This window comes from Slackia heliotrinireducens DSM 20476 (genome assembly GCF_000023885.1).
Taxonomy (GTDB): domain Bacteria; phylum Actinomycetota; class Coriobacteriia; order Coriobacteriales; family Eggerthellaceae; genus Slackia; species Slackia heliotrinireducens.
On sequence record NC_013165.1, the window covers coordinates 1881172 to 1905410 of the forward strand.

22 protein-coding genes are annotated in these 24239 nt (G+C 61.9%); 7 read left to right on the top strand and 15 right to left on the bottom strand.

Translation table 11 applies throughout. The annotated features are described in order from the left end of the window. Positions 1-44: 44 nt before the first annotated feature. Entirely contained in the window at positions 45-1043 is a 999-nt protein-coding gene (locus SHEL_RS08180; RefSeq protein ID WP_012798794.1) for a radical SAM protein, read from the bottom strand. A gap of 190 nt (positions 1044-1233) precedes the next feature. On the opposite strand from SHEL_RS08180, the gene SHEL_RS08185 reads away from it, so the two are divergent. Then, positions 1234-2049, top strand: coding sequence for an alpha/beta fold hydrolase (locus SHEL_RS08185; RefSeq protein WP_012798795.1), 816 nt, complete (start codon positions 1234-1236; stop codon positions 2047-2049). Positions 2050-2135: 86 nt separating this feature from the next. On the opposite strand, the gene SHEL_RS15300 is transcribed toward SHEL_RS08185, so the two are convergent. Then, a complete protein-coding gene (locus SHEL_RS15300; RefSeq protein WP_012798796.1) occupies positions 2136-2687 on the bottom strand; it encodes a hypothetical protein in 552 nt (183 codons plus the stop codon). A gap of 202 nt (positions 2688-2889) precedes the next feature. On the opposite strand from SHEL_RS15300, the gene SHEL_RS14435 reads away from it, so the two are divergent. Continuing rightward, a complete protein-coding gene (locus SHEL_RS14435; protein WP_012798797.1) occupies positions 2890-3810 on the top strand; it encodes a MerR family transcriptional regulator in 921 nt (306 codons plus the stop codon). A 70-nt stretch (positions 3811-3880) separates the two neighbouring features. On the opposite strand, the gene SHEL_RS08200 is transcribed toward SHEL_RS14435, so the two are convergent. From SHEL_RS08200 to SHEL_RS08225, 6 genes are all read right to left on the bottom strand, one after another. Continuing rightward, complete coding sequence (locus SHEL_RS08200; protein WP_012798798.1) at positions 3881-4159, bottom strand: molybdopterin-binding protein; 279 nt, start codon at positions 4157-4159, stop codon at positions 3881-3883. A 4-nt stretch (positions 4160-4163) separates the two neighbouring features. Beyond that, the gene (locus SHEL_RS08205) at positions 4164-4970 is read right to left on the bottom strand and encodes a molybdopterin-dependent oxidoreductase (protein WP_012798799.1); all 807 of its coding nucleotides are present in this window, start codon (positions 4968-4970) and stop codon (positions 4164-4166) included. 12 nt (positions 4971-4982) lie between these two features. Next, positions 4983-6572 carry a molybdopterin-dependent oxidoreductase gene (locus SHEL_RS08210; protein ID WP_012798800.1) on the bottom strand — a complete coding sequence of 530 codons (1590 nt, stop codon included), beginning with the start codon at positions 6570-6572 and terminating at the stop codon, positions 4983-4985. Between the two features lie 84 nt (positions 6573-6656). Continuing rightward, positions 6657-7661 carry an NrfD/PsrC family molybdoenzyme membrane anchor subunit gene (gene nrfD, locus SHEL_RS08215; RefSeq protein ID WP_012798801.1) on the bottom strand — a complete coding sequence of 335 codons (1005 nt, stop codon included), beginning with the start codon at positions 7659-7661 and terminating at the stop codon, positions 6657-6659. Between the two features lie 27 nt (positions 7662-7688). Next, a complete protein-coding gene (locus tag SHEL_RS08220) occupies positions 7689-8351 on the bottom strand; it encodes a 4Fe-4S dicluster domain-containing protein (RefSeq protein WP_169304514.1) in 663 nt (220 codons plus the stop codon). Positions 8352-8743: 392 nt separating this feature from the next. Further along, positions 8744-9874, bottom strand: a complete 1131-nt coding sequence (locus tag SHEL_RS08225; RefSeq protein WP_012798803.1) for an Ldh family oxidoreductase — start codon at positions 9872-9874, stop codon at positions 8744-8746. Positions 9875-10113: 239 nt separating this feature from the next. Here SHEL_RS08225 and SHEL_RS08230 point away from each other — a divergent pair, with 239 nt between their 5' ends. Next, positions 10114-10608, top strand: a complete 495-nt coding sequence (locus tag SHEL_RS08230; RefSeq protein WP_012798804.1) for a flavodoxin family protein — start codon at positions 10114-10116, stop codon at positions 10606-10608. Between the two features lie 79 nt (positions 10609-10687). Here SHEL_RS08230 and SHEL_RS08235 read toward each other — a convergent pair whose 3' ends face one another. The 7 genes from SHEL_RS08235 to SHEL_RS08265 all read right to left on the bottom strand — a co-directional run bounded on the left by SHEL_RS08235 (position 10688) and on the right by SHEL_RS08265 (position 19065). Then, positions 10688-11653 (bottom strand): 4Fe-4S binding protein, encoded by a 966-nt coding sequence (locus SHEL_RS08235; protein WP_041422525.1) that lies wholly within the window; start codon positions 11651-11653, stop codon positions 10688-10690. Beyond that, positions 11650-12378 (bottom strand): 4Fe-4S dicluster domain-containing protein, encoded by a 729-nt coding sequence (locus SHEL_RS08240; protein ID WP_012798806.1) that lies wholly within the window; start codon positions 12376-12378, stop codon positions 11650-11652. Before SHEL_RS08240 ends, SHEL_RS08235 begins: the two co-directional genes overlap by 4 nt. Positions 12379-12452: 74 nt before the next feature. Beyond that, complete coding sequence (locus tag SHEL_RS08245; protein ID WP_126513789.1) at positions 12453-13343, bottom strand: DUF6273 domain-containing protein; 891 nt, start codon at positions 13341-13343, stop codon at positions 12453-12455. A gap of 94 nt (positions 13344-13437) precedes the next feature. Continuing rightward, on the bottom strand, positions 13438-14307 hold the full coding sequence (locus SHEL_RS08250) for a dimethyl sulfoxide reductase anchor subunit family protein (protein ID WP_012798808.1): 870 nt from the start codon (positions 14305-14307) through the stop codon (positions 13438-13440). Then, a complete protein-coding gene (locus tag SHEL_RS08255; RefSeq protein ID WP_012798809.1) occupies positions 14307-14924 on the bottom strand; it encodes a 4Fe-4S dicluster domain-containing protein in 618 nt (205 codons plus the stop codon). The genes SHEL_RS08250 and SHEL_RS08255 overlap by 1 nt, the downstream gene beginning before the upstream one ends. Before the next feature lie 16 nt (positions 14925-14940). Beyond that, a complete protein-coding gene (locus SHEL_RS08260; protein WP_012798810.1) occupies positions 14941-17997 on the bottom strand; it encodes a molybdopterin-containing oxidoreductase family protein in 3057 nt (1018 codons plus the stop codon). Positions 17998-18279: 282 nt separating this feature from the next. After that, positions 18280-19065 carry a hypothetical protein gene (locus SHEL_RS08265; RefSeq protein ID WP_012798811.1) on the bottom strand — a complete coding sequence of 262 codons (786 nt, stop codon included), beginning with the start codon at positions 19063-19065 and terminating at the stop codon, positions 18280-18282. A 273-nt stretch (positions 19066-19338) separates the two neighbouring features. On the opposite strand from SHEL_RS08265, the gene SHEL_RS08270 reads away from it, so the two are divergent. Genes SHEL_RS08270 through SHEL_RS08285 form a run of 4 tightly spaced genes read left to right on the top strand, consistent with a single transcriptional unit; the run spans position 19339 to position 24225 of the window. Continuing rightward, positions 19339-20160 (top strand): hypothetical protein, encoded by an 822-nt coding sequence (locus tag SHEL_RS08270; RefSeq protein WP_012798812.1) that lies wholly within the window; start codon positions 19339-19341, stop codon positions 20158-20160. Between the two features lie 54 nt (positions 20161-20214). Continuing rightward, entirely contained in the window at positions 20215-20973 is a 759-nt protein-coding gene (locus tag SHEL_RS08275) for a TorD/DmsD family molecular chaperone (protein WP_012798813.1), read from the top strand. 2 nt (positions 20974-20975) lie between these two features. Further along, entirely contained in the window at positions 20976-22859 is a 1884-nt protein-coding gene (locus SHEL_RS08280; protein ID WP_012798814.1) for a DEAD/DEAH box helicase, read from the top strand. Further along, positions 22852-24225 carry a 4Fe-4S binding protein gene (locus SHEL_RS08285; protein ID WP_083762285.1) on the top strand — a complete coding sequence of 458 codons (1374 nt, stop codon included), beginning with the start codon at positions 22852-22854 and terminating at the stop codon, positions 24223-24225. Before SHEL_RS08280 ends, SHEL_RS08285 begins: the two co-directional genes overlap by 8 nt. Positions 24226-24239: the final 14 nt, after the last annotated feature.

A 24239-nucleotide genomic window follows, 5' to 3' on the forward strand; every position in this document is an offset into this window, starting at 1 on the left:
CGGAAGGGCCTTTTCGCAGATCGCAACCGTACGGGGACGAAACGTCACCCGCGCTCGGTCATGCCGGGGATGGGTATGGGCGGCACATGGTCGTACCCCGGCTTTTCGAGCAGCTGGTTCATGGCGGCCAGCACCTCCGCCTTCTGCTCGGGGAAATGTCCGCGCACCGTGCAGTCGCCGAGCACGGTGGAATCCACAAACTCGCAGTCGTCCAGCTCGAGGCCCGCAACCATGTTCCGGGTCTCGATAAGCCGCTGGTGGAAGGTGAGCTGATGGAAGCCGCCCTCCTGGGCGATTTTGAACAACGGCGTGTTGGGCCACAGAAGCAGGCCCGTCACCCAGATGCGCTTCGGCTGAGCCGCATTCAGAAACGCGATGGAGCCCGGCGCATGCAGATGCGTCAGTTCCGTACCGCCCAGACCTGCGATCATGGTGAATGAGAAGTCGATGTCCAGCTTATGCAGCCTGCGGCAGGCCTCCAAGGCGTCGTCAATCTTGATGCCCTTGCACATGAAATCGAGAATCTCCTGCGCGCCGCTTTCCAGCCCGATGTGCACCTCGCGCAAACCCGCGTCGGCAAGCTCCTCCAGTTCTTCTTCGGTCTTCGCGAGCACGTCGTCGAAGCGGGCGTACATGGCTATCTCGTCCACCCACGGCATGAAATAGGCGATAATCTCGAAAATCTGCCTGAGCATGTCCATGGGAAGCGAAAGCGGGTTTTCGCCCAGCAGGAACACCCGGTGTTTGTCCTGCGCGTACGGAATGAGCATCTGGGCCTTCGCGGCGATTTCCGGCAGGGAGAACACGTAGCGCTCGTCGTTGGCGAAGTCGCAGAATTTGCACCTATGCCAGCTGCACCCAAGCTGCACCTCCAGCGGCGCCGACGTGCGCCCTTCCCAAATGGGCATGTAGATCTGCTCGCCCGTGAATAGCCGCACATCCACGTAGCGCTGCTCCTGCCCGGCCTCGGACGCTTGTGTCCCGCCCTGGACCTGCGCGTTCATATCGGGACCGTCGGCATGGTCATGGCCGTTGCTCGTCATGGCAAGTCCTCGCATTCTCCCGTAGCGTCTGTGACAGGTGCCCTTCGCTATGTATAATCTGATAGTGACATTATACGGCAGCCGCCACGGCATCGTTCTTCATGAGGGCATATGACACTGTTGTGGCTAGCCGAGCGCAGGCAACGCGCACCAGAACAAGCCTTGAAACCGAACTGGAGGGGATGCGGCCATGGACGCCAGAACGTACCGGACCGAAAGCGGAACCGTGCACTATTGGACCGACACCACCGCCGGCCCGGATGCGCCTTGGCTCGTGTTCCTACCCGGCCTTACCGCCGACCACACGCTGTTCGACGCGCAGATGGAACACTTCTCCGGAAGGGCGAACTGCCTGGTGTGGGACGCGCCCGCCCACGGGGCATCGCGCCCCTACCCGCTGGACTTCACCATGGACGACTACGCCTGCATCCTCCATGACATCCTGCAAAGCGAAGGGGCTTCGCGCCCTGTGCTGATCGGCCAGTCGCTGGGCGGCTACGTCTCCCAGGCGTACATGGACCTCTTCCCCGGAACCGCGGCCGGGTTCGTCTCGATCGACTCGTCGACGCTCAAGCGGAAGTACTACCCCACCTGGGAAGTGAAGTTCCTGCGCCACACCAAGGGCATGTACCTGTCCATTCCCTGGGCGCTGCTCAAACCCTGGGGCGCATGGGGCGCCGCCGAAACGCCGCAGGGCCGGGCCAACATGCGCTCGTTCATGGACGGCTTCGCCAAACGGGAATACTGCGAACTGGCCGGGCACGGCTACCGGATGCTTGCCGACGCGCTGGAATCGGGCCGGACGTACGACATCGACTGCCCCGCCCTGCTGCTGTGCGGCGAAAAGGACCATGCCGGCGACGTGAAGGCGTTCAATCGGGAATGGACCGCCGGCGAAGGAATCCCCCTGGTGTGGGTGCCCGGCGCGGGCCACAACGCCAACGTCGACAATCCGGAATTCGTGAACGTGCAAATCGAACGGTTCGTCGCGGGTCTGGACGCATAGCTCGCTCCGCGCGGCCGCCTGCCCGCACCGCAAAAAAGCCGGGCGCGAAGGCCCGGCTTCCGTTCTCTACCTATGTATACGCAGCGCTAGTCGATGGTGTCGGCGTAGGCTTCCACGCTTTGGGCGCTCAGCCCGAACTCGTCATCCCCTCCCAGCGGGATGGCCAGGATGGAATAGGCGTAGCCGTCATCGGTCCAGACGGTCTTGGCCGCCGCGTCCTCCACGTACCCGTAGCAGGTCGCTTCGACATCGGAATCCAACTGCATGGTCCACTCCAGAGGATACTCGCCGTAGTCGCCGGAGATGTCCCCGCCTTCGGCCAGGCTCGGGTCGCCCTTGCGCACGATGACCTGGTTCGCGGCGTTGTCATAGGTGACTTCCACCAAGCCTTCCATGGCGCGGTAGGTGACCTCGAAAGGTTCGCCGACCCCGGCGTCGAGCGTCTCGTCGACGTCGAATTCGATGCCCGAGAACTCGACCGCCTCTGCGGCGTCGGCGGCATCGATCCAGGGGTTGGCGATCTGGGTGTTCTCCCCCTGCGCCTGCGTTTCCTCGGCGGCGTCGTTTCCGGCGCAACCGGCAAGCGCGACGCAGCACATCAAGGCGGCGCATGACACAACAGCGATCAGCTTCTTCATAACAGCACCTTTCTGTCGGAGTTGCCTGCACACCGGTATTGTATCGCGAACCGAGGCCGGCATGCACCCCGACCTCCAGGCTATGCCGATTTGCAACGTTCGGCAGGTCGCGCAGCGTTTGCAGCATAGGCAGGCTCCGCACCGCACGATTCCGGACACCCCGCTGGTGTATAATCCGCAGAAAGGATCTACGGGGGAATGTATGGAACACCTGACCATAGGCCAGATGGCCGAACGGAACTGCGTCAGCCGCAAAACGCTTCGCCTCTACCATGACCTGGGCCTGCTCGTGCCCGAATACGTCGACGAATCGAACGGCCGCCGCTACTACAACGAGGACCAGCGCTACGTCCTCGACGCGATCCAGCGACTGCAGGCCATAGGCATGTCGCTTTCGGAAATCAACGAGGCCGTCAACGAGACGGATGCCGAAGAGCTCAAAAAGCTGCTGGAGCATCAGCTCGAACTGAACCGTCAGAAGCAGGTCTCCCTCGGAGTCGCCATGAACACCAACCGCGAACTGCTGGAAGGCATACGCATGCGCATGGAAATCGACCGCCGGCCCCATGCCCTGCCCTCGGTGCAGATCCAGGAGTGCGAGGCCTTCCCCATGCTGGTGTTCACCTGCGAAGAGCTGGGCATTCCGCCCATCACCTACGGCATGCACCCGGATTGTCTGGACCAGTGGTACCGCGTCATGGACAGCACGAAGCGCATGATCGCCGAGCTGGTCGACGAATCCGGCATCGACGTTCCCATCCCCTTGCTGTTCCACCGCGTCGGAGTCGTGAACGAGAAAGACGACCACGACGGCCGCGTCCGGTATTGCCGGAAGGTGTTCATCGGCATCGACGCTGCCCTTGCCGACGTTTTGAAGAGGAGCACCGAGCTGCCCGCGGGAACCTACCTGACCCTCGGCGGCGAGTGCACCGACATGGTGGGCATGTGCAGCGGCCAGTGCATGACGAAGGTGTGCATGGACCGCCTGTTCGAGTTCGCCGAGAAGCACCGGTTCAAGACCGACGGGATGTGCTACACCGAATGCCTTCCCGACCCGTTGGCGCTGCGGTCCTCCGCCGTCGAGACCCTGAACCGCACGCGGCTGCGCATCCTGGAGGAATAACCCCGTCCGAACGCACAAGGCCGGAACCCGTTACGGACTCCGGCCTTCTTGTGCGGTTCGAACCGCCCCGCTAGGAGGCGGATATGTACACCGTATCCACCTGCGGGCTGCACCGTCCCTCATCGTTGACCGAGCGGACCTTCAGCTCGAACACTCCCGCCTGAGGCGGCGTGAACACGAACGACCAGTTCACACGGCGTTCGTCATCGGTGTTCTCCGTGGGGTACGTGGTCCAGTTCCTTCCGTCGTCCAGACTGAACTGCACCGCCGACACGGCGTGTCCGACATCGATGGCGTATCCCTTGAGAAGGACGGGATGCCCGGCTTCGCATACGACCTGGGGAATCATGGCGCTAGACCTCCGCGCTGGACACGCCGACGCCCGGGAAGTTTCCGTAATACTCGTCGCCCTCGTCGGTGTAAGGGTTCGGCGGAGGCGTCTGGCGCTGCTCGAATGCGACGTTCGTGATGTCCTTCGCGAAATAGCGGGCCGACGTCGAACCCAGCCATAGCTGGTTCGAGCTGCCGACGGACTCCCCTATGGGCTCGCCGTTCACTTCGGTCACGATGACGCTGTGGCGCTGGGTCACATAGCTCAGGGGCATGGCCACCTCGTAGCCGTCGGCCGAGGTGAAGACGACGGTGTTCACGTCTTCGGCCGCGCCCGCCTGCTCCATCAGGTCGGTCACCTTCACGCCGGTGATCTCGGCGTTGGCGGTGCCTCGCCCGCCTGCCAGGTTGCCTGCGCAGCTGCAGCCCATGACCACGGTGATCTTGTTCTGCTTGGTGTCGGTAAGGTCCACGGCTATCTGCTGATCCACGTTTCCCGACACCAGGATGTTCGTGACGCTCGCCTGTCCGAGCTGCTGGGGGGCCGCCTCGACCCCTTGGGGACCGCACAGGTACTCAGGCACGGTGCCCAATGCAAGCCGGATCTCCTCGATGGAAGACAGCTGGTCCTGGTTGAACGAGAATATGCCTTCGACCGTGCTCAGGCTCACGCACTGGTCGGAGATCGTCTTCAAGCCCTGCGTTTCCAAAACGCCGCCCTGCGCTTCGTCCGGCACATCCGCTTGCGCCACAGCGGGAAGGGCCTGCACCGCCATCAACGTGGTTCCTGCCATGACGGCCAGTCCCACGGCTCCGATCCTGTTCCTCATCTGCATTCCCTCCTATTCTTCCTCTTCGGCGTCCGCGGCCGGCACAGCGCTCACCGAGTCGATGTCCTCCACGGCGGTGAACATGCGGCTGAAGTTCAGCGACGAGGTCTTTCCGTCACTGTTGACGGCGCGCGCCTCGACGTAGTAGCTGCCCGCGTCCGGCGTGAAGGTATACTCCCAGATCAGCAGCTTCTCAAGGTCGGTCCCGGATACAGGGAACGTCTTCCAGGTGGCGCCGCGGTCGAAGGAGAGCTCGACGGCCGTGATCTCCTTGTCGAAGGCGTCGGCGTAGCCCTGAATGGTCAGCGGCTCGCCGGCCTGCACAACCTGGCCGTCCTTCAGGCCGATGATGCCGACGTTGGGGTTGTTGTACTGAAGCGTGTCGTTCTCGTCGGCGCTTGCCGGACGTCCGGTGACCATGTTGAAGAACGGGGTCTCGGGGCCGGTCACCACGATGTCGCTCAGCTGCTTGGCCCAGCTGCCGCATGCGGTGCCGCCTGCCATGCCGAAGCACGGATAGCCGACGCTCCAGGTCAGAGGTTCGCCGTTCACCTCATACACCACCAGTGCGGTGCCGTCGGTCACAAGTTCCAGAGGAACCGACGCGCCGTCGCTGAAACCGTCGGCCGAGAAGTTCTCGATGCCGTTGGCGTCTTCGGTCAAACCGCCGCACTGCTCGATGAGCCACGAGTACGGGATGCCCGTCACCTCGGCCTGGCCGATCACATTGCCGCCGAAGGCATTCAGCACGCAGTGCCACTTCACGACCTTGGTCTCTTTCGGGACGTTCGGGTCGTCGATGAGATCCTGCAGATTCCAGGTCTTCTCTTCCTTCACCTTGCCGGACATCGTGATGGTCCAGTCCTTCATCATCTGCGCGTCCAGCGGCACGTCGTTCGCTTCGTTCTCGATGCGCTTGTAATCCCACTCGTAGAACTGCACGTCGATGCTGGGAAGATCCTCGACATCCATGACCAGGTCCTGGTTGTAGGTGAACTCACCGTCCATGTCATCGGACGCGATGTCGGTGAAGCCGCGCAGTTCCTCGGTGCGCGCGTCCTCCCACAGAAGCATAGTGCCCTCGGTGTCGGAATCGTAGATAAGGTTCGAAGACGACGTGGCGTGGCAGCTCCAGCATTCGGTCTCCACGTTCATGTGCGTGGCATGCATGATGTCGCCGAACTTGTTGTCTTCGGTGATGTCGATGCCGTAGCCCGACGTGCTATGACAGCCACGGCACGTCTGCACGGTCCACTCCACGTTCAAGCCGTAGCGACCGGGATGGTAGTACTCCGAGTTCCAGACCAAATCGGCGAGGTCGGAATGGCACGACTTGCATCCGCGCTGATCGGCGTGGAGATAGTTCGTGTTGAACTGCTTGAACGGGTCCTGCTGGTACCATGCGGCGTTCGTACGGTCGTCGAACGGCGCCAACTGGATCAAGTCGCCGTCGTCGTCCACGAACACGGCGGGGTTCTCGATGACGACCGACGACGCATCGTCGGGATTCTCGGCTTCCGTCTGCGCGCATCCCACTGCGCAGAGCGCGCCCGCCAAAAGCGCCGTGGCGCCCAAGGCGAACAGTTTCTTCTTCCTACTCACTGCGGTTCCTCCCTTGCTTCTCTTCTCACATTCCTTTTGATTGCGGTTTTCAAAATCGGTGCCTTCCCGCACCGGAACAACGGGCTAGATCAGCACGTTTATGAACGTGTCCGCGACGTAGTCCACATGCATGCCCGCCAGCACCACCGCGAAGCGCAGCACGCATCCGCCGACCAGCGCGCAAGCGGCGCCCGTCGCCATGGTCTTCAGGGAGATATGGGCCCTTGAGCCGCGGAACGCCACATACAGCGGCACCGCCAGGCCGACGACGACCAGCAAGACCCAGAAGAACGGGGCCAGGACGCCAGACAGCATCAGCCGGACCGACTGCTGTGCGGTTGCGGCGAACGATGCGGAATCTGAGCCGCCCAGCGGGTTTCCGACCAGCATCGTGCCGATGAACACCGCGAGCACCACGATTTCCAAAGACGCCAGCAGCACCACCGCGCGATCCAGTTTCCGAAGCACCGCCGCATCCACCGGGTCGCGCTTCTCCATGGCCCACGCCACGACCTCCACGGCCGCTATGCCCGTATCGAACGCCGACACGGTAAACAAAACGGGCAGAATGGGCGTGTTCCACAGCGGGACGCCAGGGGCGCTCATGAGCAGCACGCCGGTGTAGACGGCCACTGCGAATCCCAGCACGATGCCGAGCACGGCCAAGGCGGCAAGCAGGCCGCCGAAACGCAGCGGGGCCTTCGCACCCTCAGCGGAACCGTCGTCGGACGACTGCTTCGCACCCATGCGGTCCTGGATAGCAGGCGTGGTCAGCAGCGCGAAGACACCGAACGCGATGACGGCGCAGAAGATGATCCATGCGCCGATGGTCATCCACGACGTGAAGTGGCTGAAGCTCTGCCACAGCATGAGGCCGCGCAAGGGCGAGACGAGCTCGGTGACCAGCAGCAACAGGCCTACACCGAGACTTACGACGGCAACCCAGGCGCTCGCGTTCACCACCGGCCGGTGCGCGTCGCGGTTGCGCAGGAACATGATCGCTGCGGTCACGAACGCGCCAGCGCCCATGCCGCCCAAAAACAGGTACATGGCAGGTTGCCAGTTCCAGATCAATTGCAGGTTCTCCATGTGCGTTACTCCTCCAATCCCGCGCCGCTACACCAGGACCGCAGACGGGTCCGTGGTTCCTCCGACGCGGCGTACGCGATCGCTCAGCTCAAGCAGCTCGTCGAGCTTGCCGAATCGCAGGGCTTGGGTCTTGCATGCCCGCACACAGTTGGGCGTGTCGCCGAGGGCGACGCCCGCACCCAGGCAGTAATCGCATTTGTACATGCTGACGGCGTCGTAGTGCGGCGCCTGGAACGGACAGGCCTGGTAGCAGTACTTGCAACCGATGCACAGATCCTTGTCCACAACCACGATGCCGCCGATCGTCTTGCTGATAGCTCCTGCAGGGCACACCTCCAAGCACGCCGGCTTCTCGCAATGCATGCACGACACGGAGACGTACCGTTCGATCCCCTGCTCGTCGATGTAGCACTCGATGCGGCGCCGCGCCGGCAGGCTCTCCGGCGTACCGTTCGCGCGGCGGCATGCCTCGACGCATTTGCCGCAGTCGATGCAGCGCTGCACGTTCATGAGGAACCCGTACTGCGCGTCGGCGTCTCCCCGGCTGCTCACCTGGTATGCATCCTCGGTTGCTTCGCCGTCCGCCGCGGCATACGCCGCAGGGCCGGCCTCGCCGACCGAAGCCGCCGCGAACGAAGCCGCACCGAGCGCCGCACATGCGAGCAGGCTCCTTCTGCTTACGTCCTTCATCCCCCTCACCTTTTTCCTTCCGATGGACATGTGTAACCATCCAGAAGTCTAGGCACTCCCCCAACGGAGGTTTCAAGGGGTCAGATATGCATTTTGAACTGGTGTTTTACAGCAATTTGAGCACAAAGCTCCCCTAGGGGGAGCTTTCTTGGGAAACGATGCCGCGGAGGGCGCATCGTTCAAGGATCGGCGGCTTTGTCCGAACCCCGTTTTCGTTTTTGCAGCTGGAATTAATTCGTCGTTGAGAATATTTCTACTACCGTCTAAATCAGGTCCGCACGTCCGCCGAAACGGCGCACCAAACGAAAAGGGTGCCCCTAGGGCACCCTGTCGGTTTCGTTTTCCGGCGCGATGGGCCGTCCGGCTTCCGCTGCGGCCCCGAAACCGTCGCACTAGTAGTTTCCAGCGAATCCCGCGAACTCGGCGGGCGGCTCGTAGCCCGGGAAGTAAGACGCGAAATCCAGCTTCAGGTAGTCGCACAGGTCGAGCAGTTCGACCATGGTTCCGTCGTTGACGGGCACGCCGTTCTTGCGGCGATGCTCCTGGGCGAGCACCTCCTTCTCACCATGGGTGTAAATGCGGGTGGCGCCGTCGGCCAGCGGGGCGCAACGGAGCTCCTTGAGATACTCGGAGAAATGCTCGCGGATGGCGTCCGGGTCGCCGAAAGCAGCCGGGTCGATGGCCGCGAACCCGTGGCAGATGCCTGTCCTGCCCTCGAACGTGCAGCATTCGTTGCTGGTCACGCCTTGGGAAAGAATGGAGCTGAACAGTTCGGCCACCATGCCCCAGCCGTAGCCCTTGTGGCTGCCCAGGGTTTCCGACGAACCGCCCAGCGGCATGATGCCGCCGCCGTTCTTCCCCACGATGTTCGATAGCACGCGCGGGGCCTCGCTGCAGGGCACGCCGTTCTCGTCCAGCGCCCACCCTTCGGGCAAAGGCTTGCCCATCTTGTTGTACATTTCGAGCTTGCCCCTGGTCACAACCGTGGTGGAGGCGTCGAACAAGAACGGTACGGGGTCGGCGGGCACGGCCACGGCGATGGGGTTGGACCCGATCATGGCCTGGCGGGCGAAGGTCGGCACCATAATGGCCTCGGAGTTCGTGCAGGAGAAGCCGATGAGCCCCTGGTCGGAAGCCATCTTGGCGTAGTAGCCCGCAATGCCGTAGTGGTTCGACTCGCGCACGGTGACGATGCCGATACCGCAGGTTTTCGCCTTCTCGATGGCCTTTTTCATGGCGAACACGCTGACCAGCTGACCCATGGCCGAATGGCCGTCGATGGTGGCGCTGATGGGTGTTTCGAAAACGACCTCGGGCTGCGCGTCCAGGTGAATCTGCCCCTTCTCGATGCCCTTGTGGTAGCGGACCATGCGCTGCATGCCGTGGCTTTCGATGCCGAACAAATCGGCAGTCAAGAGCACATCGCTGATCTGGGCGCTTTCCTCGACGCTGAATCCGAAGGTGGTGAACACGTCTTTGCAGAAGCGCTCGAGGGTTTCCAAACTCCAGGTTACGTAAGCCATGATGTCTCCAACGGTCGTGGTTGTATTTGCAGAAACATGGTACCCCACGCATCAGCCGGCTTGCCCCGCCCATCGCAAACACCAGGCAACGCACAGACAGCGACGCGCCCTGTGTGGCCGAACAGGGATTCTCTTATTCCATTCAACCATCCGAATTGGAATAACCGAAACACGTCCTGCGCCTGGTCAGTCGCCTATAATCAGACGCGTGAGTTGAATCTGGACGAAAGGGGGACGCCATGGCGCGCAAGCTCGTCGTGTACTACAGCTGGAAGAACAGCGCGGCGTCATACATGGCACAACGCATCGCCGACGCAATCGGTGCGGACATAGAAGGCATTGTTCCCGAACTTGCCTACAACGGCAATTACGATTTGGCCATGGAACGTGCCAAGCGGGAAGTCGGATGCAATTTCGAGCCGAAAATCAAACCCATGCAATCGAACCTTGAAGATTACGACGAGATCATCATCGGCGGGCCGTGCTGGTGGCAGAAGATGAGCTCCCCTGTTCGCACGTTCCTGGTCAAGAACCGACGCCGCCTTGCAGGCAAGACCGTTTCCTGCTTCATTACCAATTACGGCCGCAAGCCCTGGGCGATCGAAGACATGGAGTCGCTGCTTCCCGAATCCTGCACTGTGATTCCTGGAATGGAGATACGTTTCGAAGACGAGGACGCATCCTGCCAGGAAACCCCCGACGAGCAGGTAACAGCCTGGATAGAAACGCTGTAACCCCTCCCCCTCCACAAGAAGGCCCGCTCAGGCGGGCCTTCGGCATTTCTGGTTGGTTTTTCGTCCGACTATGCGGCGTTTATGCGCCGTTCGTGGTCGAAGCGGATTCGGACACCTTCTCAACCTGCGGCAGCACCGCGAACGGCTCTTCGGCATTGTTAATCGCAACCATCCTGATGGCTCCCGCCGGGCATTCCTGCACGCAATCCATGCATCGGCTGCAATCGCGTTTGCCTAGCTCGCCGTACTCAGGATGACGTAAATTGATGTCGAACGAGCACACGCTGGCGCATTTGCTGCAGGGGCTACCCTTCGACGTCTCCAGGCACAGCGCGTTGTCGATTTCGGGCACCGTCGTCCTGCTGAAACGACCCACCAGGTTCATCAGCGCCGACAGCGGGCAGAACCGGGTGCACCACTTGCGCAGGAACAGGACCTCGATAAGCAGCATGGCGGGAATGATGACCGCCGACCAGGTCACGTCGCCGACACCGAAGAGGCGCACGACCACGAGCACCGTCGCAAACGATAATCCGACAGGACACACCAGGCAGAACACCGGGAATCCGAAAACCGCAGCCGAGAGAATGGCTCCGCCCAGCACGGCATGGCGGCTGTCCAGTTTGGACTGCTTGCTGCGCACGGCCTTGCACGACGAGCAGTCGTGCCCCAACGACTTGGCAATCTCGAACCGGGCGATGTCCCTGTTCTCGCTCTCGCGTTGAGCCTGCGCCTCGCGACGCTTCTTCTGAGGCGTGAAGAAATCCCGCACATGGTTAAGCACAGTCACAGGACAGACCCAGCTGCAGAACGCCCGTCCGACGAAGAACACCAGACCGGCCATAACGACGATGCTGACAAGGGCTCTGGGCGCAAGCATCCGCGATGCGATCATGGTCTCGATGGCCCCCAAGGGGCAAAGCAAGGCGATGTCGCCCCATCCGAAACCGCAGAGCGTGCCGGTGGACACGCCGGTGACCAGGCAGACGGCAAGCACCAAGAACACGGCGCTGGCGACTATCGTCCGCACATTCCTTAATTTCATTCCGCCACCTCCAGATACTCCAGAGACCTGACGACGATGGCGCGCTCCTTCGCATTGACCACCGATCCGTCTTGAATCGACACGCATACGGATTCGCAGGCTCCGCACCCGTTGCATCTCTCGGCATCCACGACGGGCAGCATGCTGGTGCCGTCTTCCGAACCGACATAATAGATTGCAGCTGCTTCCTCGCCGCGCGCTTCGATGCACGCGTCATGGCAGAAGGCGCAGAAGCCGCTTCGGTACGCCATGCAGAGGTCCTTGTCGAGCTCGGCGACGCCGAGAATCGTGTCTTCGACCACTTCGCCTTCGGGCACTTTGAGGGCTTCCGTAGGGCATACCTGCACGCAGAGCGGAACGCCGTCGTTCGCCTCGGCGCAGAAATCGCAAAACGCGATCCCGTCCATGTCGCCCGGAGGGTTCTCGGAGAACTCCAGGCGGGGTGTACGCATGCCCAGGATGCCGTACTCGATCCTCGACGGAACGATGACTTGCATGGGGCATGCCTCGACGCAGCGGTTGCAACGTATGCATGCTGCGATAAGGTGATCTTCGTCCTGTCCTCCAGGCGGACGGACCTGGGGAACGGAACCGACGTAGCGCAGGCCGCCGACCCCCAGCAATACGGCAGTGGAACCCGCTCCGATGAGCAACGTGCGGCGGTCGACGCCCGCAGAGCCGTGGACCTCATCCTCGCGCACCATACCGGCATCAGATGCAGCCATGCACTCCCCCTTACACTTGAAAACAGGGGCAGCCGATCGATTCGGCCGCCCCTTGCGGATAATCCGCCGAAACCTTACGACAGAGCCGCGGTTTCCACCCAGATGCACGGGCGGACGCCGAAGTTTCCACCGTAGTCCGAAGTCAGCTCGGTACCATGGTCGGCGTTGCCGTCCTTGACCTCGCCGTCCTGGCGGAAGCCGTCGCCGTTGACGTAGCCGCTGTCCAGAACAACGGACGCATAGCCTGCGTAATAGCCCTCGGAGCGCAGCCAATACGGTGCGTTGCCCGACGCCTCTTCGTCGATGGCGCCCGACGCATCGGATTCGACGCCTGTGTACACGCCCTTGGCGATGGCGTATTCCGTGGGTGCGGCGGCGCGGGCGGCGTCGTTGTTGAACAGGTCCATCGCCTCGATGCGGCTCAGCAGGAACACGTTGTCCGTGGTGTCCGTGCCGGCGCGGCTATCCTGATAGGACAGCTCTTCGCCTGCTGCAGGAGGAACCGCGTTCTTGGCGGTGCTCAGGTCCGCGGCGACGATCTGGGCCTGCTCGTCGGCGCTGAACGCAGCGTTGTAGAACTCGCCGTTGAGCCAGGCGCGGATGGAGCTGTCGGCCCATTCGACGTCAACCGTGGCACGGGTGTTGTCGTTGCTCCAAAGCTGGCCGGTGTTACCCTGGTTGAAGGGAACGGCATCCAGGACGTATTTGCTGACCAGCAGCGTCTTATCGCCGTCTTCGGCAAGGACGTACCATTCGATAGGTTCGGGAGAAGCCGACTCGCCGCCCTGTGCGTACGAGCCGAACGTCACCGTTTCGAACTCCTGCACCTCAGCCTGCTGCTGGGTGGTGATAAGCAGCGACGAGTTGTCGCCGGTGCCCGTGGAGCTTTCTGCGGCGCATCCGACCATACCGGCTGCAAGCACGCAGGTCAGCAGCGCCACTCCCCATGTAGTAGGTGCTCGCATGAGAACCTCCGATCTTTTCAAATAGAAGCGTTGATTGCTTTTCCCGGGCGCAAGGCCCGGTGCGGCGGGCGGGAACCCGCCGCACGATGCGTACTTAGTAGATCATGAACAGGGACGCACCCATCACGTACATGACGACGCGCAGCGCGAAGGCGCACACAAGCCCAGCCGCAACGATCACGGCTCCCCACAGCTTCCAGTTGCCGTCCTTCTTCCCCATGAACACCGCCAGCAGGGACACCACGATGGCGACAATAGCGATAACGGTCGCAGGCAGCGCGCTGCCGGAGAAGATGCTCACATCGGCGGACGCCTTCAGGGCGTAGTTCGGATGCGTAGGGTCGAAGTAGTAGGCGAACGACTGCAGCGAGGACGATGCGACCTGCATGAATCCCAGGTAGGCCGCTGCCAGCACGGCGTTGGCCGCGGTGCCGATCAGGTTGTACATGCCGAGCTCTTCGACCTGTTCGCCCTTGACGGCGGCAAGCACAGCCACCGTCGCGGGACCCAGGATGCAAGCGGCGCCGAGCAGCGACAGCAGCTGCAGCACGGAATCCCATGCAGGGCGCGCTGGCATCATGTAGGAATGGCCCATAGCGACGATCAGAACCAGCGACACCAAAACGCCCGCAACGGCAACCCATTTCGGGGTGTCGCCGGATTCGGAACGGCGCACCATCAGGAAATGGATCAGCATGACGACGACCATCAGCACGATGGCGATGAGCTCCTGGGTGATGCCCGAGCTCAGATGCCCGAAGCCCTTGAAGATGTTGAACAGGTGCGTCAGATGGAACGTGACGGCGATGCCGCCGACGGCCAGGATGACCACGGAAACTATGATGGCCAGCTGCTGGATGGAACGGGCCTTGCCCTTGAAGGCCAGAATGCACTGGGTCGCGTACGAGCCGGCCGCCCAAGCCAAGAAGGACGTGAAGATCACAAGAGGAATCTGAACTTCCATTATTCAACCCCCTGCCATTTGATGTCGCGCATGATGTAGACCATGCTCGGGCCGTTGCCCGTGTCGGTAAGCTTATGCACCTGCGACTCGTCGAACTCGTTCAGGAAATCGCCCAGCTTTTCGCCGCGGGGACCTTGGAAGGATTCCAGTCCCTGCTCGATGTCGCCATACCAGCGGGCCATGCCGCAGCACTGGGACACGCATTGCGGAAGCTCGCCCTGGGCGGTGCGCTGCTGGCACAACGTGCACTTCTCGACGACGCCTTCCTCCTCGTTGAGGTAGCGGACGCCGTAGGGGCACGACATGACGCAGAACTGGCAGCCGATGCATTTGGCTTTGTCGATCTGCACGGTGCCGTCGGGCATCTTGCGGGAGGCCTCCGTCGGGCACACCTTGACGCATTCGGGGTTTTCGCAGTGCTGGCACTGGACGTTGAGGAAGTACATCTCAACGTCAGGATACTGGCCGGACCCGCCCTCCTTGGGCGTAGGGCCGACGCGAAGGGTCTTGTTCCAGAAGTTGCCAATCGGAACACCATTGACAACCTTGCATGCTACGCTGCATGCAAGACAACCGACGCAGCGGTCAAGGTCGGTGGCAATAGCTAATTGCGTCATTTCAATTGGCTCCTTTCTAGTCCTCGAAATGGTCAGGGTTGATGCCTTCGCCGCCAATGACCCAAAGCTTCAGGCGCGGGTCGCTGGAGTCGTGGATGATCTCGGTGCCGTCATTGCCACAGGGAACCGGATTGCCGAAGGGGCTGTTCTCGGGGGTTGCCTTGTAAACCTTGACCGGATATCCGCGGACGGTGGACGAACCGTTGTACTTGTCCTGGGCCGTGCGGTCCACGATGCAGTTGATGCACGACAGTTGGAAGCCCTTGTCGGCCTGGGCAAGCTCTGGATACCACCACTGATGTTCGGCGTTGATCATGTTCGGGCGGATGCCGTAGTACAGGTCGACCGTCTGGCGGACCTTGCCCCACGGAGATTCGATCCAAGCCCAATCGCCCTGCTCAAGACCGAGCTCCTTCGCCGTGACGGGATTGATCTCCATGCGCGGCACGGGCCAGAGCTCGCGGCACCACGGAAGCTGGCGGTGTTCGGAGTGGAAGTACACCGGGATGCGGCGGCCGGTGATGCACAGGATGGGGTATTCCTTGTACAGCTCGGGGTCGCGGCGCTCGGAATGGATGCCTTCGACGTAGTACGGCAGCGCCTCGGTGTGGAATCCGGGCAGGATCTCCGGGCCGTCGGAGCCGTTCGGGAAGTGCGATTCGATAGCGGTCGACCAGAACTCGTGTTTCATGGTAGGCGTCGTGAAGCCCGGGATGTTGATGTCGAGCAGCGCCGGTTTCTGATGAGGCGGCTTGCGGTAGGCCTGACCGTACTCGTAACGGCGGTAGACGCCCCAATCGGTCGGGAACACTTCCTTCATGTTCCACGTGCCATGCTCCTGATACGCCTGGACGAATTCCTCCCAGGACTCGTAGGGAGCGCAGCCGCCGCCCATCTCATAATTGAAGCATTCATGCTCAAGAGCCAGGATGTCCAGGTCCTTGCCGGTCTCTTCCTTCTTCTTCAGCCAGTAGGGGTCGTCGGGATCGCCCGAGGAGTTGACGCCGAAGTACGGGGCGAGCTCCATGAAGTACAGCGGGTCGGACTTGACTTCTCCCGGAGGATCGACCGCGCGGACGCACAGGCTGAACGATCCACCGGCGCCCTGGGCAATGCGCGTTGCGTTCATTTCGGTCCAGTGGCTGACGGGCAGCAGGATGTCTGCGGCGCCGGACGTGGGAGAATGCCAGAGGTTGGCTTCGAACAGGAAGTCGAGCATGTTCAAGGCCTCCCAGTTGTAGGAAGCGTTGGCCATGTTCATATGGTCGCCGGAACCGATCATGCCGCCATGGACCTCGTAAGGGGCGTTGCCGTCACGATGCGCATATTCCATAACGGTGTTGGCGTCCGCCCAAACGGCGTACCAGTACAGCATGGGGAACTTCTCGTAACCGGCGATGCGGTGGTAGATGTCCATGGGGAAACGGCTGAACGGCAGCGGCGAGAAGTCGGATCCAGGATACATGGACGTAGGACCGGACTGGGTGGTCCAACCCACGGTTGCGCCGCGCTGGCCGCCCGGGGTGTCGATGGCGCCGACCATAGCGCATGCCGCCATGATGGCACGGCAGTTCTGCGTGGAGTTGCCGTGGTGCTCGATGGCCAAGCCGTAGTTGATGCCGCTGTTGGGCAGGCGCGGGTCGTCGCGGGTCGCCCATTCGAGGCAGGAATCGACGATAAGGTTCTCGTCGACGCCGGTGATGTCGGCAACCACGTCGGGGGTGAATCCTTCCAGGTAATCAGCCCACAAGTCCCACACGGGACGGCCGGTATGGGTGGTGCCGTCCTTCAGCTTGACTTCGAATTCGCCGTGCAGGGCGGGGTCGATCAGCGGGTTGAATTCGGACAGGTCGAAGATGTGGCCGGGCTTCTTGGACTCGTCGTCGCGCAGACGGGACAGATCCTGGTCCCAGGCCTCGGAGATGTCGGGGCGCTGCCAGTCTTCACCCTCCCAGTGGGCGCCGCCCACCTCGGGATGGGCCTGCCAGTACGTCCAGCGCTCGTTGAGCTGGTCGTACACCAGGTAGCGCTGCGGGTCGCCGTCACCTTCGATCTCCCAATCCACCATCTCGGGATCGATGTCGGCCTCGGTGAGAAGGCGGGTCTGATAGGTGTAGGGGTACCCGCCGTTGAGAACGGCCTCGGTGTAGCCAGTGGCATCCATGTCGGGCACCACGATAAACGGCGCGTTGGACCAGCGCTTGATGAACTGGTAGTCGCACAGGTCGTTCTCAAGAATCAGATGGCACCAGCCCAAGGCTAGAGCTGAGTCGGTACCGGGACGGATGGGCAGCCAGTATTTGGCGGTACGGCCGAGGTTGGTCTGACGGGGGTCGATGCTGATGAAGGCGTCCGCGCAACGGGCCACGTCGACGACGGTACGGGCGGCGTCGTCGTAGTTGGACTGGGACTGCTCGGTCGCCCATTGCACGAACTTGGTGGAATGGTTGATGACCTCGCTCCAGGACCAAGCCTGCATGTTGTCGATACGCGACGAGAAGTGGCGCGGGCCCTTGCACACCTGGTAGGCAGCGACGATGTTCGGCGAACCGAACAGCAAAAGCGCCATGCCGGCGTCGGATTGCATGCACCACTGGCGGCCGGTGCCGCACCAAGAGAACGTGGACTCGCGACCGTACTTTTCCGTAATCTCGAGAATGTTGTCTGCGATGGTCTGGTACGCCTCATCCCAAGAGATGCGGACCCAGCCGGGATCGTCGTCGCCCTTGGGGTTCGTACGCTTCATGGGATACTTGATGCGGTCGGGATGGTACGCGGCCTGGATGGACGCCTGGCCCTTGGCGCAATGGTTTCCCATGGTCAGGTAGCAATCCGGGTCGCCTTCGCTGCGAATGACCTTGCCATCCTGAACGTATACCCACACGCCGCATTCGACTTTGCCGCAGCCACGGCAGCACGAGCGAATGCGGGTAACGGTGGATTCCGTAGTTGCTGCATTCTCGTTTTCTGCCAGCGCCGTGATGGGAGCGGCGGATCCGACGAGTGCGGCAGCTGCGGCAGACGCGGCGACGCTCTTGACGAACGAACGGCGCGTCATGTTCAGTTTGCCCATTTCCTCCTCCTTCTCATGTAGTTCCTTGGATTCGATGCTCGCCGGAATGACGGCATGGATCTGAATCCCCCTGTGGTTCAAAGTATGGTTTGATGAAGTCGAATAAGGAATTTCCAAACATGCGCGATGCCGCATAAACGATTCGAAGCTTTCATAGCTTATTCCGCCGAAGAATAAGTCGATTCCCAGGGGTTTTCGCTTCTCCGTAAACGCAGAAGAGCCGGCTTGCGCCGGCTCTGGGAGGGGTTCGGTTCTTTGGGGATGATGCGGGTGAATGCTGGGCTACGCCTTTGCGTCGAATTCCAAAACGGTGCCGTCGGCATACTCGATGCCCCACACGCTGTAGTCCAAGGTGAATTCGGGCTTGACGAGCGGTTCGGGCTCCGACGCCGCATCGGCATCGCCTCCGTCGACTGCAAGGCGATCGCCTGACGCAGAGGGGTCCTGCGCATGTTCTGCCTGCATGTCCTCGGCTTCGGCGGCAAGCTGTTCGCGGCGGCGCTTCTCCTCCTCGTAGGCGGCCGTCTCTTCCGCGAACGCCTCGAGCTGTCGGGTGTAGCTGGCCTTTGACGGCATGCGCACAAGAACGATGTCGGCATCTCCAAACGCCTGGTCGTTCAAGAGTTCCCTACCTTTGGAAACCATATGCGGCGCGTTTTCGGGAATCTGGTTTTCATCCAGCAGTTTGATCCGGAACACGCCCTTGCCGCGGCCGAAGTCGAAATCCACATAGGAGTAATTGATGGCGGGCAATCCGCCCGGATGGGCGCACTCGTTGTACTGCTTCATGTCGTTCGACATGATACGGGTGGTGTTGCGCAGCCAACGCATCATGGACACGTTCCACAGCTCGCAGGCCGCAGGGTCGTCGGTGTCCCAGAACGGCTTCATCAAACGGGCGCTCAACCGCATGATGGACCCGTCGTCGCGGGCGTCTTCGGGCAGCTCGGACACGATGGCCTGAGCCAGATGGATATAGCTGCGCTTGAGTTCGACATCGACACCATCGCGATAATCTTCAGGCATGAGCATGATCTGTATGATCGTGGACGGTCGCACCAACGACATGGCATTCACCCCTTCAACGTGATTCGTCCATCCGGTTTCTCGCCGGCTTTCGGAGAGGCAACCGAAGATGTTGCTGCAAGGTATGACGGAAGCCCGATTGCTTGTCAAGCGAGGACCGCTCCGTCTTTCCGTTTTGGAATAACACCGTTCCAAATCGCTATCTAGCTGGGCTTTTGAAAGCTTGCCAGGCAAATGCGGCCCGTTCTATCATCAACCTCGGAGCCGCCGAGACGGCTTCGCGCTTCCCGCAGCACAACCCCCGAGGAGGACCTAATGGACGACTTCGCCACATCGAGCCGCGTGTTCGAAGACGACAACGACGCGTTTGATTTCAACCCTTTGGAAGACTTCGCGTTCGACGACATCGACGACGATGACGACATCGTCTCCGGCATCCTTGACGACGGCCCGTATTCCATACCCAACGCCGACAACAAGCCGAAGTTCAAGAGCGTCTCGTTCGACAACGCCGAGACGCCGGAAGAGCGCATCGAAACGCTGTTCAACCAGATGCCGACTCAAGACGACCTGCTCTTGGGCATTCTCGACGCATCCCAGACGCCGATCTTCACCGATGACCTTGAGCAGAAGGTCGAGGAGCTGAAGCAGCACCACCACTCCGTGTACTCCCCCATGTCGTATTGCCGTCTGCTCGAGCGCGCCGGCGCCATCGAACAGACGAACAACGAGGGTCTTCCCCTTAAGGAAGTCGAAGTCGAGCCCGACAAGGTCGTGGTCGAAGGCGTCGAATACTGGAAGGTAGCCGCCGCACCCGACGTGTACTGGACGGCCACGCCCGCAGGCCTTGCCCATTTCCAGGCCTATCAGCCCATGGAGCTTCTAAGGCAGATGGTGCAGAACGAGCCGCAATACGAGGAGATCTTCCGCATGGTGCTCAGCGCCACGGCGGCAGACGGCGGCGAGTCCGTCAAGAACATCGACGACCTGGTCAGCGACGACCCCATCCTGCAAAGCCCACGACGTTACGCGATGTACTTCATCGACAAGCTCGAACGCGCAGGCGGCATCCAATGGCGCGGCGCTTGGGTCGCGATCCAAGCCGGCAAGGACTTCCTCGCCGAGCTGAACGCCTAGCCGCATCGGCCGCACTGCCAACTGCTTTCCGAATCAACACACAAAGGGGACACCATGAGCGATACCGCTGACACCACCATGCTGGATACCGTCGATACGGCTGCCGAGGCCGAGGAACTTACACCTGCCGAGCTGGCTGCCGAATGCGAGGCGCGCGCCGCCACATATGCGCTGCTTTCGCGCCTGTACAACCTGGAAGTCGACGAGAAGTACCTGAACGCCCTTAAAGAGATGCTCTACCCCGTCGAATCGGGCAACGAGCTCATGAACGAAGGCCACTACCACATCGCCAAATACCTCAGCAACAGCTGGGTGGAGCCTTTGACCGACCTGTCCGTCGACTACGGCCGCACGTTTTTGGGGTCGGGCATAGACACCTACGCGGCCGCCTATCCTTTCGAGAGCGTGTATACATCCGAACGGCGCCTGCTCATGGCGGACGCTCGCGACGAGGTGCTGGCCATCTACCGCGCGAACGGCCTGGACAAGTCCGACAAATGGACCGTCGGCGAGGACCACATCTCCGTCGAGCTGGAGTTCATGCGCATCCTGTGCCTGCGCGCCGCCCGGGCGCTTTCCGAAGGCGACATGGACCGTGCATTCCGCCTGTTCAAGACTCAGCAGGGCTTTCTCGAGCAGCATATCTGCATTTGGACGCCGGTATTCACGGCCGACATCCGCCGCTTTTCGAACACGTCCTTCTACCAGGGCATCGCCGAGCTTACGGACGGTTTCCTCCAAACCGAGACCGATCTCCTTGCCTCGCTGGTGGGCGACAACTCCGAAGATGCGGATGCGGAAGCCGAGGCTTAGCGATGAACGCAACGACGTATTCCACATCGGCGGCGGTATGCTGCTATTCGGGACACGCCGCCACCGGCAAGACGACCTCCCTCGTGAACAGCGCCTGCAAACTGCTCAGAGCGGGCGTATCCCCAAATGAGATTCTTTTTCTAGCCGCCACGCCAAGCGCCGCCCAGCGCACGGCGGACCTTTTCTGCCAGGCACTCGAGCCCGATGCCGCTCCGCGCGTGACCACGCCGCTTCAGGCCCAGCTCGAAGTGCTCGCCACGCCCGAAGCCGTCGCGCGAACCGGAAGGGAGCCTCGCATCGCGCACCGCTTCGAGGAGAACATCCTCATGGAGGACATGAAGACCTGCGGCATGCAAAGCCGGCGCCTGTCCGAAATGCTGCGGTTCTTCTACCGGAGCTGGACCGAGCTTGAGCCCATGGACCACAGTTGGTTCTATTCGGACGAAGAAGAGAACACCCACGCGCTGCTTGAGGCGTACCTGCGCTACTACCGCGTGTACCTGAAAAACGAAGTGGCCGCAGCCGCCTATCGGTTTTTGGACGGCAACGCGGACGCCCTGCAGAACCACAGGGTGGGCTACGTGTTCGTGGATGACTACCAATCGCTGTCCAAGGCTTCCCAGTGCTTCGCCGGGCTTCTTGCCTCCCAGGGCCTATGGGTCGCAGGCGATGGCCAGGTAAACGTCGGCGCCGAAGATTTCCCCTACCCCAAGGGCCTTTCTGAGCTTGTCGCAGGCAACCCGCATGCGCAGGTGCACAAGATGAACGAATCAAATGCATCCCGAAGCGTTGTCGACGGGCTCAACGGCCTGCTGACCGACGAAGCCATAGCCGCACAACCCCTCGACAGCTGCGACGGAGCGTCGAACGGCACGTGCGACGCCATCGCAGCCCCGCTTCCCGACGACGAATTCAACCGCGTCGCCGAGATCGTGCGCACGGCCCTGGACGCGGGCGTCGAGCCCGAGCTTGTCCACGTTGCATCGCCCAACAGAAAGTGGATGAAGGTCATCGCGCGGACCCTTGCCGAGCAGGGCGTTCCTGTGGCCGTCTTCCCCACCTTGAAGATCGCAGGCGACATGCGCGACACCGACCTCTGCCTGGAGGCGCGCATCGTCACGATCCTCCGGCTGATGGCAAATCCCGACGACCCTTTGGCGCTGCGGTGCTGGTACGCCTTCGGCGATTACCTGGGCAACAGTGCCATTGCGCGCATGCTATGCGAACAGGACTATCCGCTGTCCCTTTCCTCTGCCCGGCTCGACCTGGCAGGCGAAGGCAACGCGCTTTTGGAGCAGCAAGGGGGCGCCGTTCTGGACAGCCTCGAAAGCGCCCGAACCGTCATCGGCCGCATCCTCGGCGCAACCGGTCTCGACTTGGTGGCGCGCATCGCCGCCGAGCTTTCAAACGACCGGTCGGCAACCCTGCCCCGCACCCTGGAGCTTGCCATCGGGCACAAGGCCGCAAACGCCGCGCCTTCCGCATTGTTGGATGCCATCCAAGACGCCGTGTTCTTTGCGCAGTTCGCATCTGCAGGCGTGCGCGTCGGCATGCTCGAAGACTTCGTCGGCCTGCGTGCACATTGCGCCGTTGCAGGCGGCATGGTGAACGGGTTCGTGCCTTCACGCGCGTACTTCGACCCAACCATAGTCGAGAGGGACAAGCGCCCCAAGATCCTTGCCGGCGACATGCGCCGCATCTACTCGTTCGCCCGCAGCGCCGACTCCGAGCTGCGCTTCACCTACTTCGAACAGGCGCCGCTCAAGGACGCCGAGCAGCTCAAACTCAAAATCGAGCGCATCCGGCTCATCCGTAGCCAGCGTCTTTGCGAAATCCATCCCAGCGAAACCATCCGAAGCCTGACAGGGGTGTCGTTCCATGAGTAAAACCTCGCACCTGATGTACGTGATCAGCGAGATGAACAGCCCGAAGCTCTCAGTGCACGCCAACCGCTGCGTCTTTGTCAGGAACCGCAATGCCGACTGCCTGCGCTGCGCCTCGGTGTGCACCACCGGCGCCATTTCCAAAAGCGAAGCCGGCGTGACGGTGGACCCCGACAAATGCATTGGTTGCGGGACCTGCGCCACCGCATGCCCGAGCTGCTGCCTGGAGGCCATGAACCCTTCGGACGAGACCATGTTCTTCCAGATGCGCCAGGGCCAAAAGGCCGGCGGCGGGCATGTCGCCGTGGCCTGCAGAAACGCCCGCATGCTGTCGGGCGCCTCCAAGGACGACGAAGGCGTATGGACGCTGCATGACGGCACGCCCGTCGTCTCGGTGGAATGCCTGGGTCGCGTCGACGAGTCGGTGCTCGTGGAAACCGTCGCCCGTGGCGCTGTACGCATCACCTTGATCGAAGGCTCATGTTCCACCTGCGAACACACCAAGGGGGGATCGTTCTGCAGCACCATCCTGCAGGAGGCGAACAACCTGCTCCGCGCATTCGACTCGGATGCCGTACTGGAGAAGATCCCCGTGTCCCAAGTTGACATGCGCCACCGCCCCTTCACGCCCGAGGAGAAGGCGGCCGCCGCCCGTCCCGCCTACGAATGGAAGGCAGACGCCCCCGCTGCCGACCCGCGCCGCATCCTCAACGATGTGACCAAGGCCAGCGCCGACGTGGACACCATCGCCGAGTACGCCAAGCGCAACGCCGTCGCCTCGAAACGCGTGCAGCTGGAGGAGCCGGCCCTGCGCCACGTCCAGACCGACGGCACGCTGCCCCATTTCACACCGTCGCGCAGGTTGCGTCTGTTCAACAGCTTGAAGCACCTGGGCATACCCACATGCGAAACAGTCAAGACGCGTTTGTGGGGACAGGTGAACATCGACACCGACATCTGCCGCTCGTGCCGCATGTGCACGGTGTTCTGCCCCACGGGCGCCATCAGCCGATTCGACACGAAGGACGACGCGTTCGGCGTCGAACACCGAAGCGCCCTGTGCATGCAGTGCCGCCTGTGCGAGACCATCTGCCCCGAGCACGCTATAACCGTGTCCGACACGGTCTCCCTCGACGAGTTCGTCAGCGGCGCCAAGATCCGCTTCGAGATGAATCCCATCGGATGGAGCCCTTCGAGCCCGAACGCCATCGGAACGCGCTACGCACGCTTCCTTAAGACGCCAAACCTGCAGGACCCGCAGGCCACGAACAAGCCTGAAGACATACGCGAGGCCCAGGCCTTTGCACACAAGAAAGAGGCTGCCCGCGCCAAGGCGAAGGCAGCCAGAGAGAAAAGACAGAGCGAATAGACCGGCTGGTCGGC

Bases quoted from the DNA above. Each gene is read 5' to 3' on its own strand.
- SHEL_RS08180 (WP_012798794.1), bottom strand. From the start codon at position 1,043: ATGACGAGCAACGGCCATGACCATGCCGACGGTCCCGATATGAACGCG.
- SHEL_RS08185 (WP_012798795.1), top strand. From the start codon at position 1,234: ATGGACGCCAGAACGTACCGGACCGAAAGCGGAACCGTGCACTATTGG.
- SHEL_RS15300 (WP_012798796.1), bottom strand. From the start codon at position 2,687: ATGAAGAAGCTGATCGCTGTTGTGTCATGCGCCGCCTTGATGTGCTGC.
- SHEL_RS14435 (WP_012798797.1), top strand. From the start codon at position 2,890: ATGGAACACCTGACCATAGGCCAGATGGCCGAACGGAACTGCGTCAGC.
- SHEL_RS08200 (WP_012798798.1), bottom strand. From the start codon at position 4,159: ATGATTCCCCAGGTCGTATGCGAAGCCGGGCATCCCGTCCTTCTCAAG.
- SHEL_RS08205 (WP_012798799.1), bottom strand. From the start codon at position 4,970: ATGAGGAACAGGATCGGAGCCGTGGGACTGGCCGTCATGGCAGGAACC.
- nrfD (WP_012798801.1), bottom strand. From the start codon at position 7,661: ATGGAGAACCTGCAATTGATCTGGAACTGGCAACCTGCCATGTACCTG.
- SHEL_RS08220 (WP_169304514.1), bottom strand. From the start codon at position 8,351: ATGAAGGACGTAAGCAGAAGGAGCCTGCTCGCATGTGCGGCGCTCGGT.
- SHEL_RS08225 (WP_012798803.1), bottom strand. From the start codon at position 9,874: ATGGCTTACGTAACCTGGAGTTTGGAAACCCTCGAGCGCTTCTGCAAA.
- SHEL_RS08230 (WP_012798804.1), top strand. From the start codon at position 10,114: ATGGCGCGCAAGCTCGTCGTGTACTACAGCTGGAAGAACAGCGCGGCG.
- SHEL_RS08235 (WP_041422525.1), bottom strand. From the start codon at position 11,653: ATGAAATTAAGGAATGTGCGGACGATAGTCGCCAGCGCCGTGTTCTTG.
- SHEL_RS08240 (WP_012798806.1), bottom strand. From the start codon at position 12,378: ATGGCTGCATCTGATGCCGGTATGGTGCGCGAGGATGAGGTCCACGGC.
- SHEL_RS08245 (WP_126513789.1), bottom strand. From the start codon at position 13,343: ATGCGAGCACCTACTACATGGGGAGTGGCGCTGCTGACCTGCGTGCTT.
- SHEL_RS08250 (WP_012798808.1), bottom strand. From the start codon at position 14,307: ATGGAAGTTCAGATTCCTCTTGTGATCTTCACGTCCTTCTTGGCTTGG.
- SHEL_RS08255 (WP_012798809.1), bottom strand. From the start codon at position 14,924: ATGACGCAATTAGCTATTGCCACCGACCTTGACCGCTGCGTCGGTTGT.
- SHEL_RS08260 (WP_012798810.1), bottom strand. From the start codon at position 17,997: ATGGGCAAACTGAACATGACGCGCCGTTCGTTCGTCAAGAGCGTCGCC.
- SHEL_RS08265 (WP_012798811.1), bottom strand. From the start codon at position 19,065: ATGTCGTTGGTGCGACCGTCCACGATCATACAGATCATGCTCATGCCT.
- SHEL_RS08270 (WP_012798812.1), top strand. From the start codon at position 19,339: ATGGACGACTTCGCCACATCGAGCCGCGTGTTCGAAGACGACAACGAC.
- SHEL_RS08275 (WP_012798813.1), top strand. From the start codon at position 20,215: ATGAGCGATACCGCTGACACCACCATGCTGGATACCGTCGATACGGCT.
- SHEL_RS08280 (WP_012798814.1), top strand. From the start codon at position 20,976: ATGAACGCAACGACGTATTCCACATCGGCGGCGGTATGCTGCTATTCG.
- SHEL_RS08285 (WP_083762285.1), top strand. From the start codon at position 22,852: ATGAGTAAAACCTCGCACCTGATGTACGTGATCAGCGAGATGAACAGC.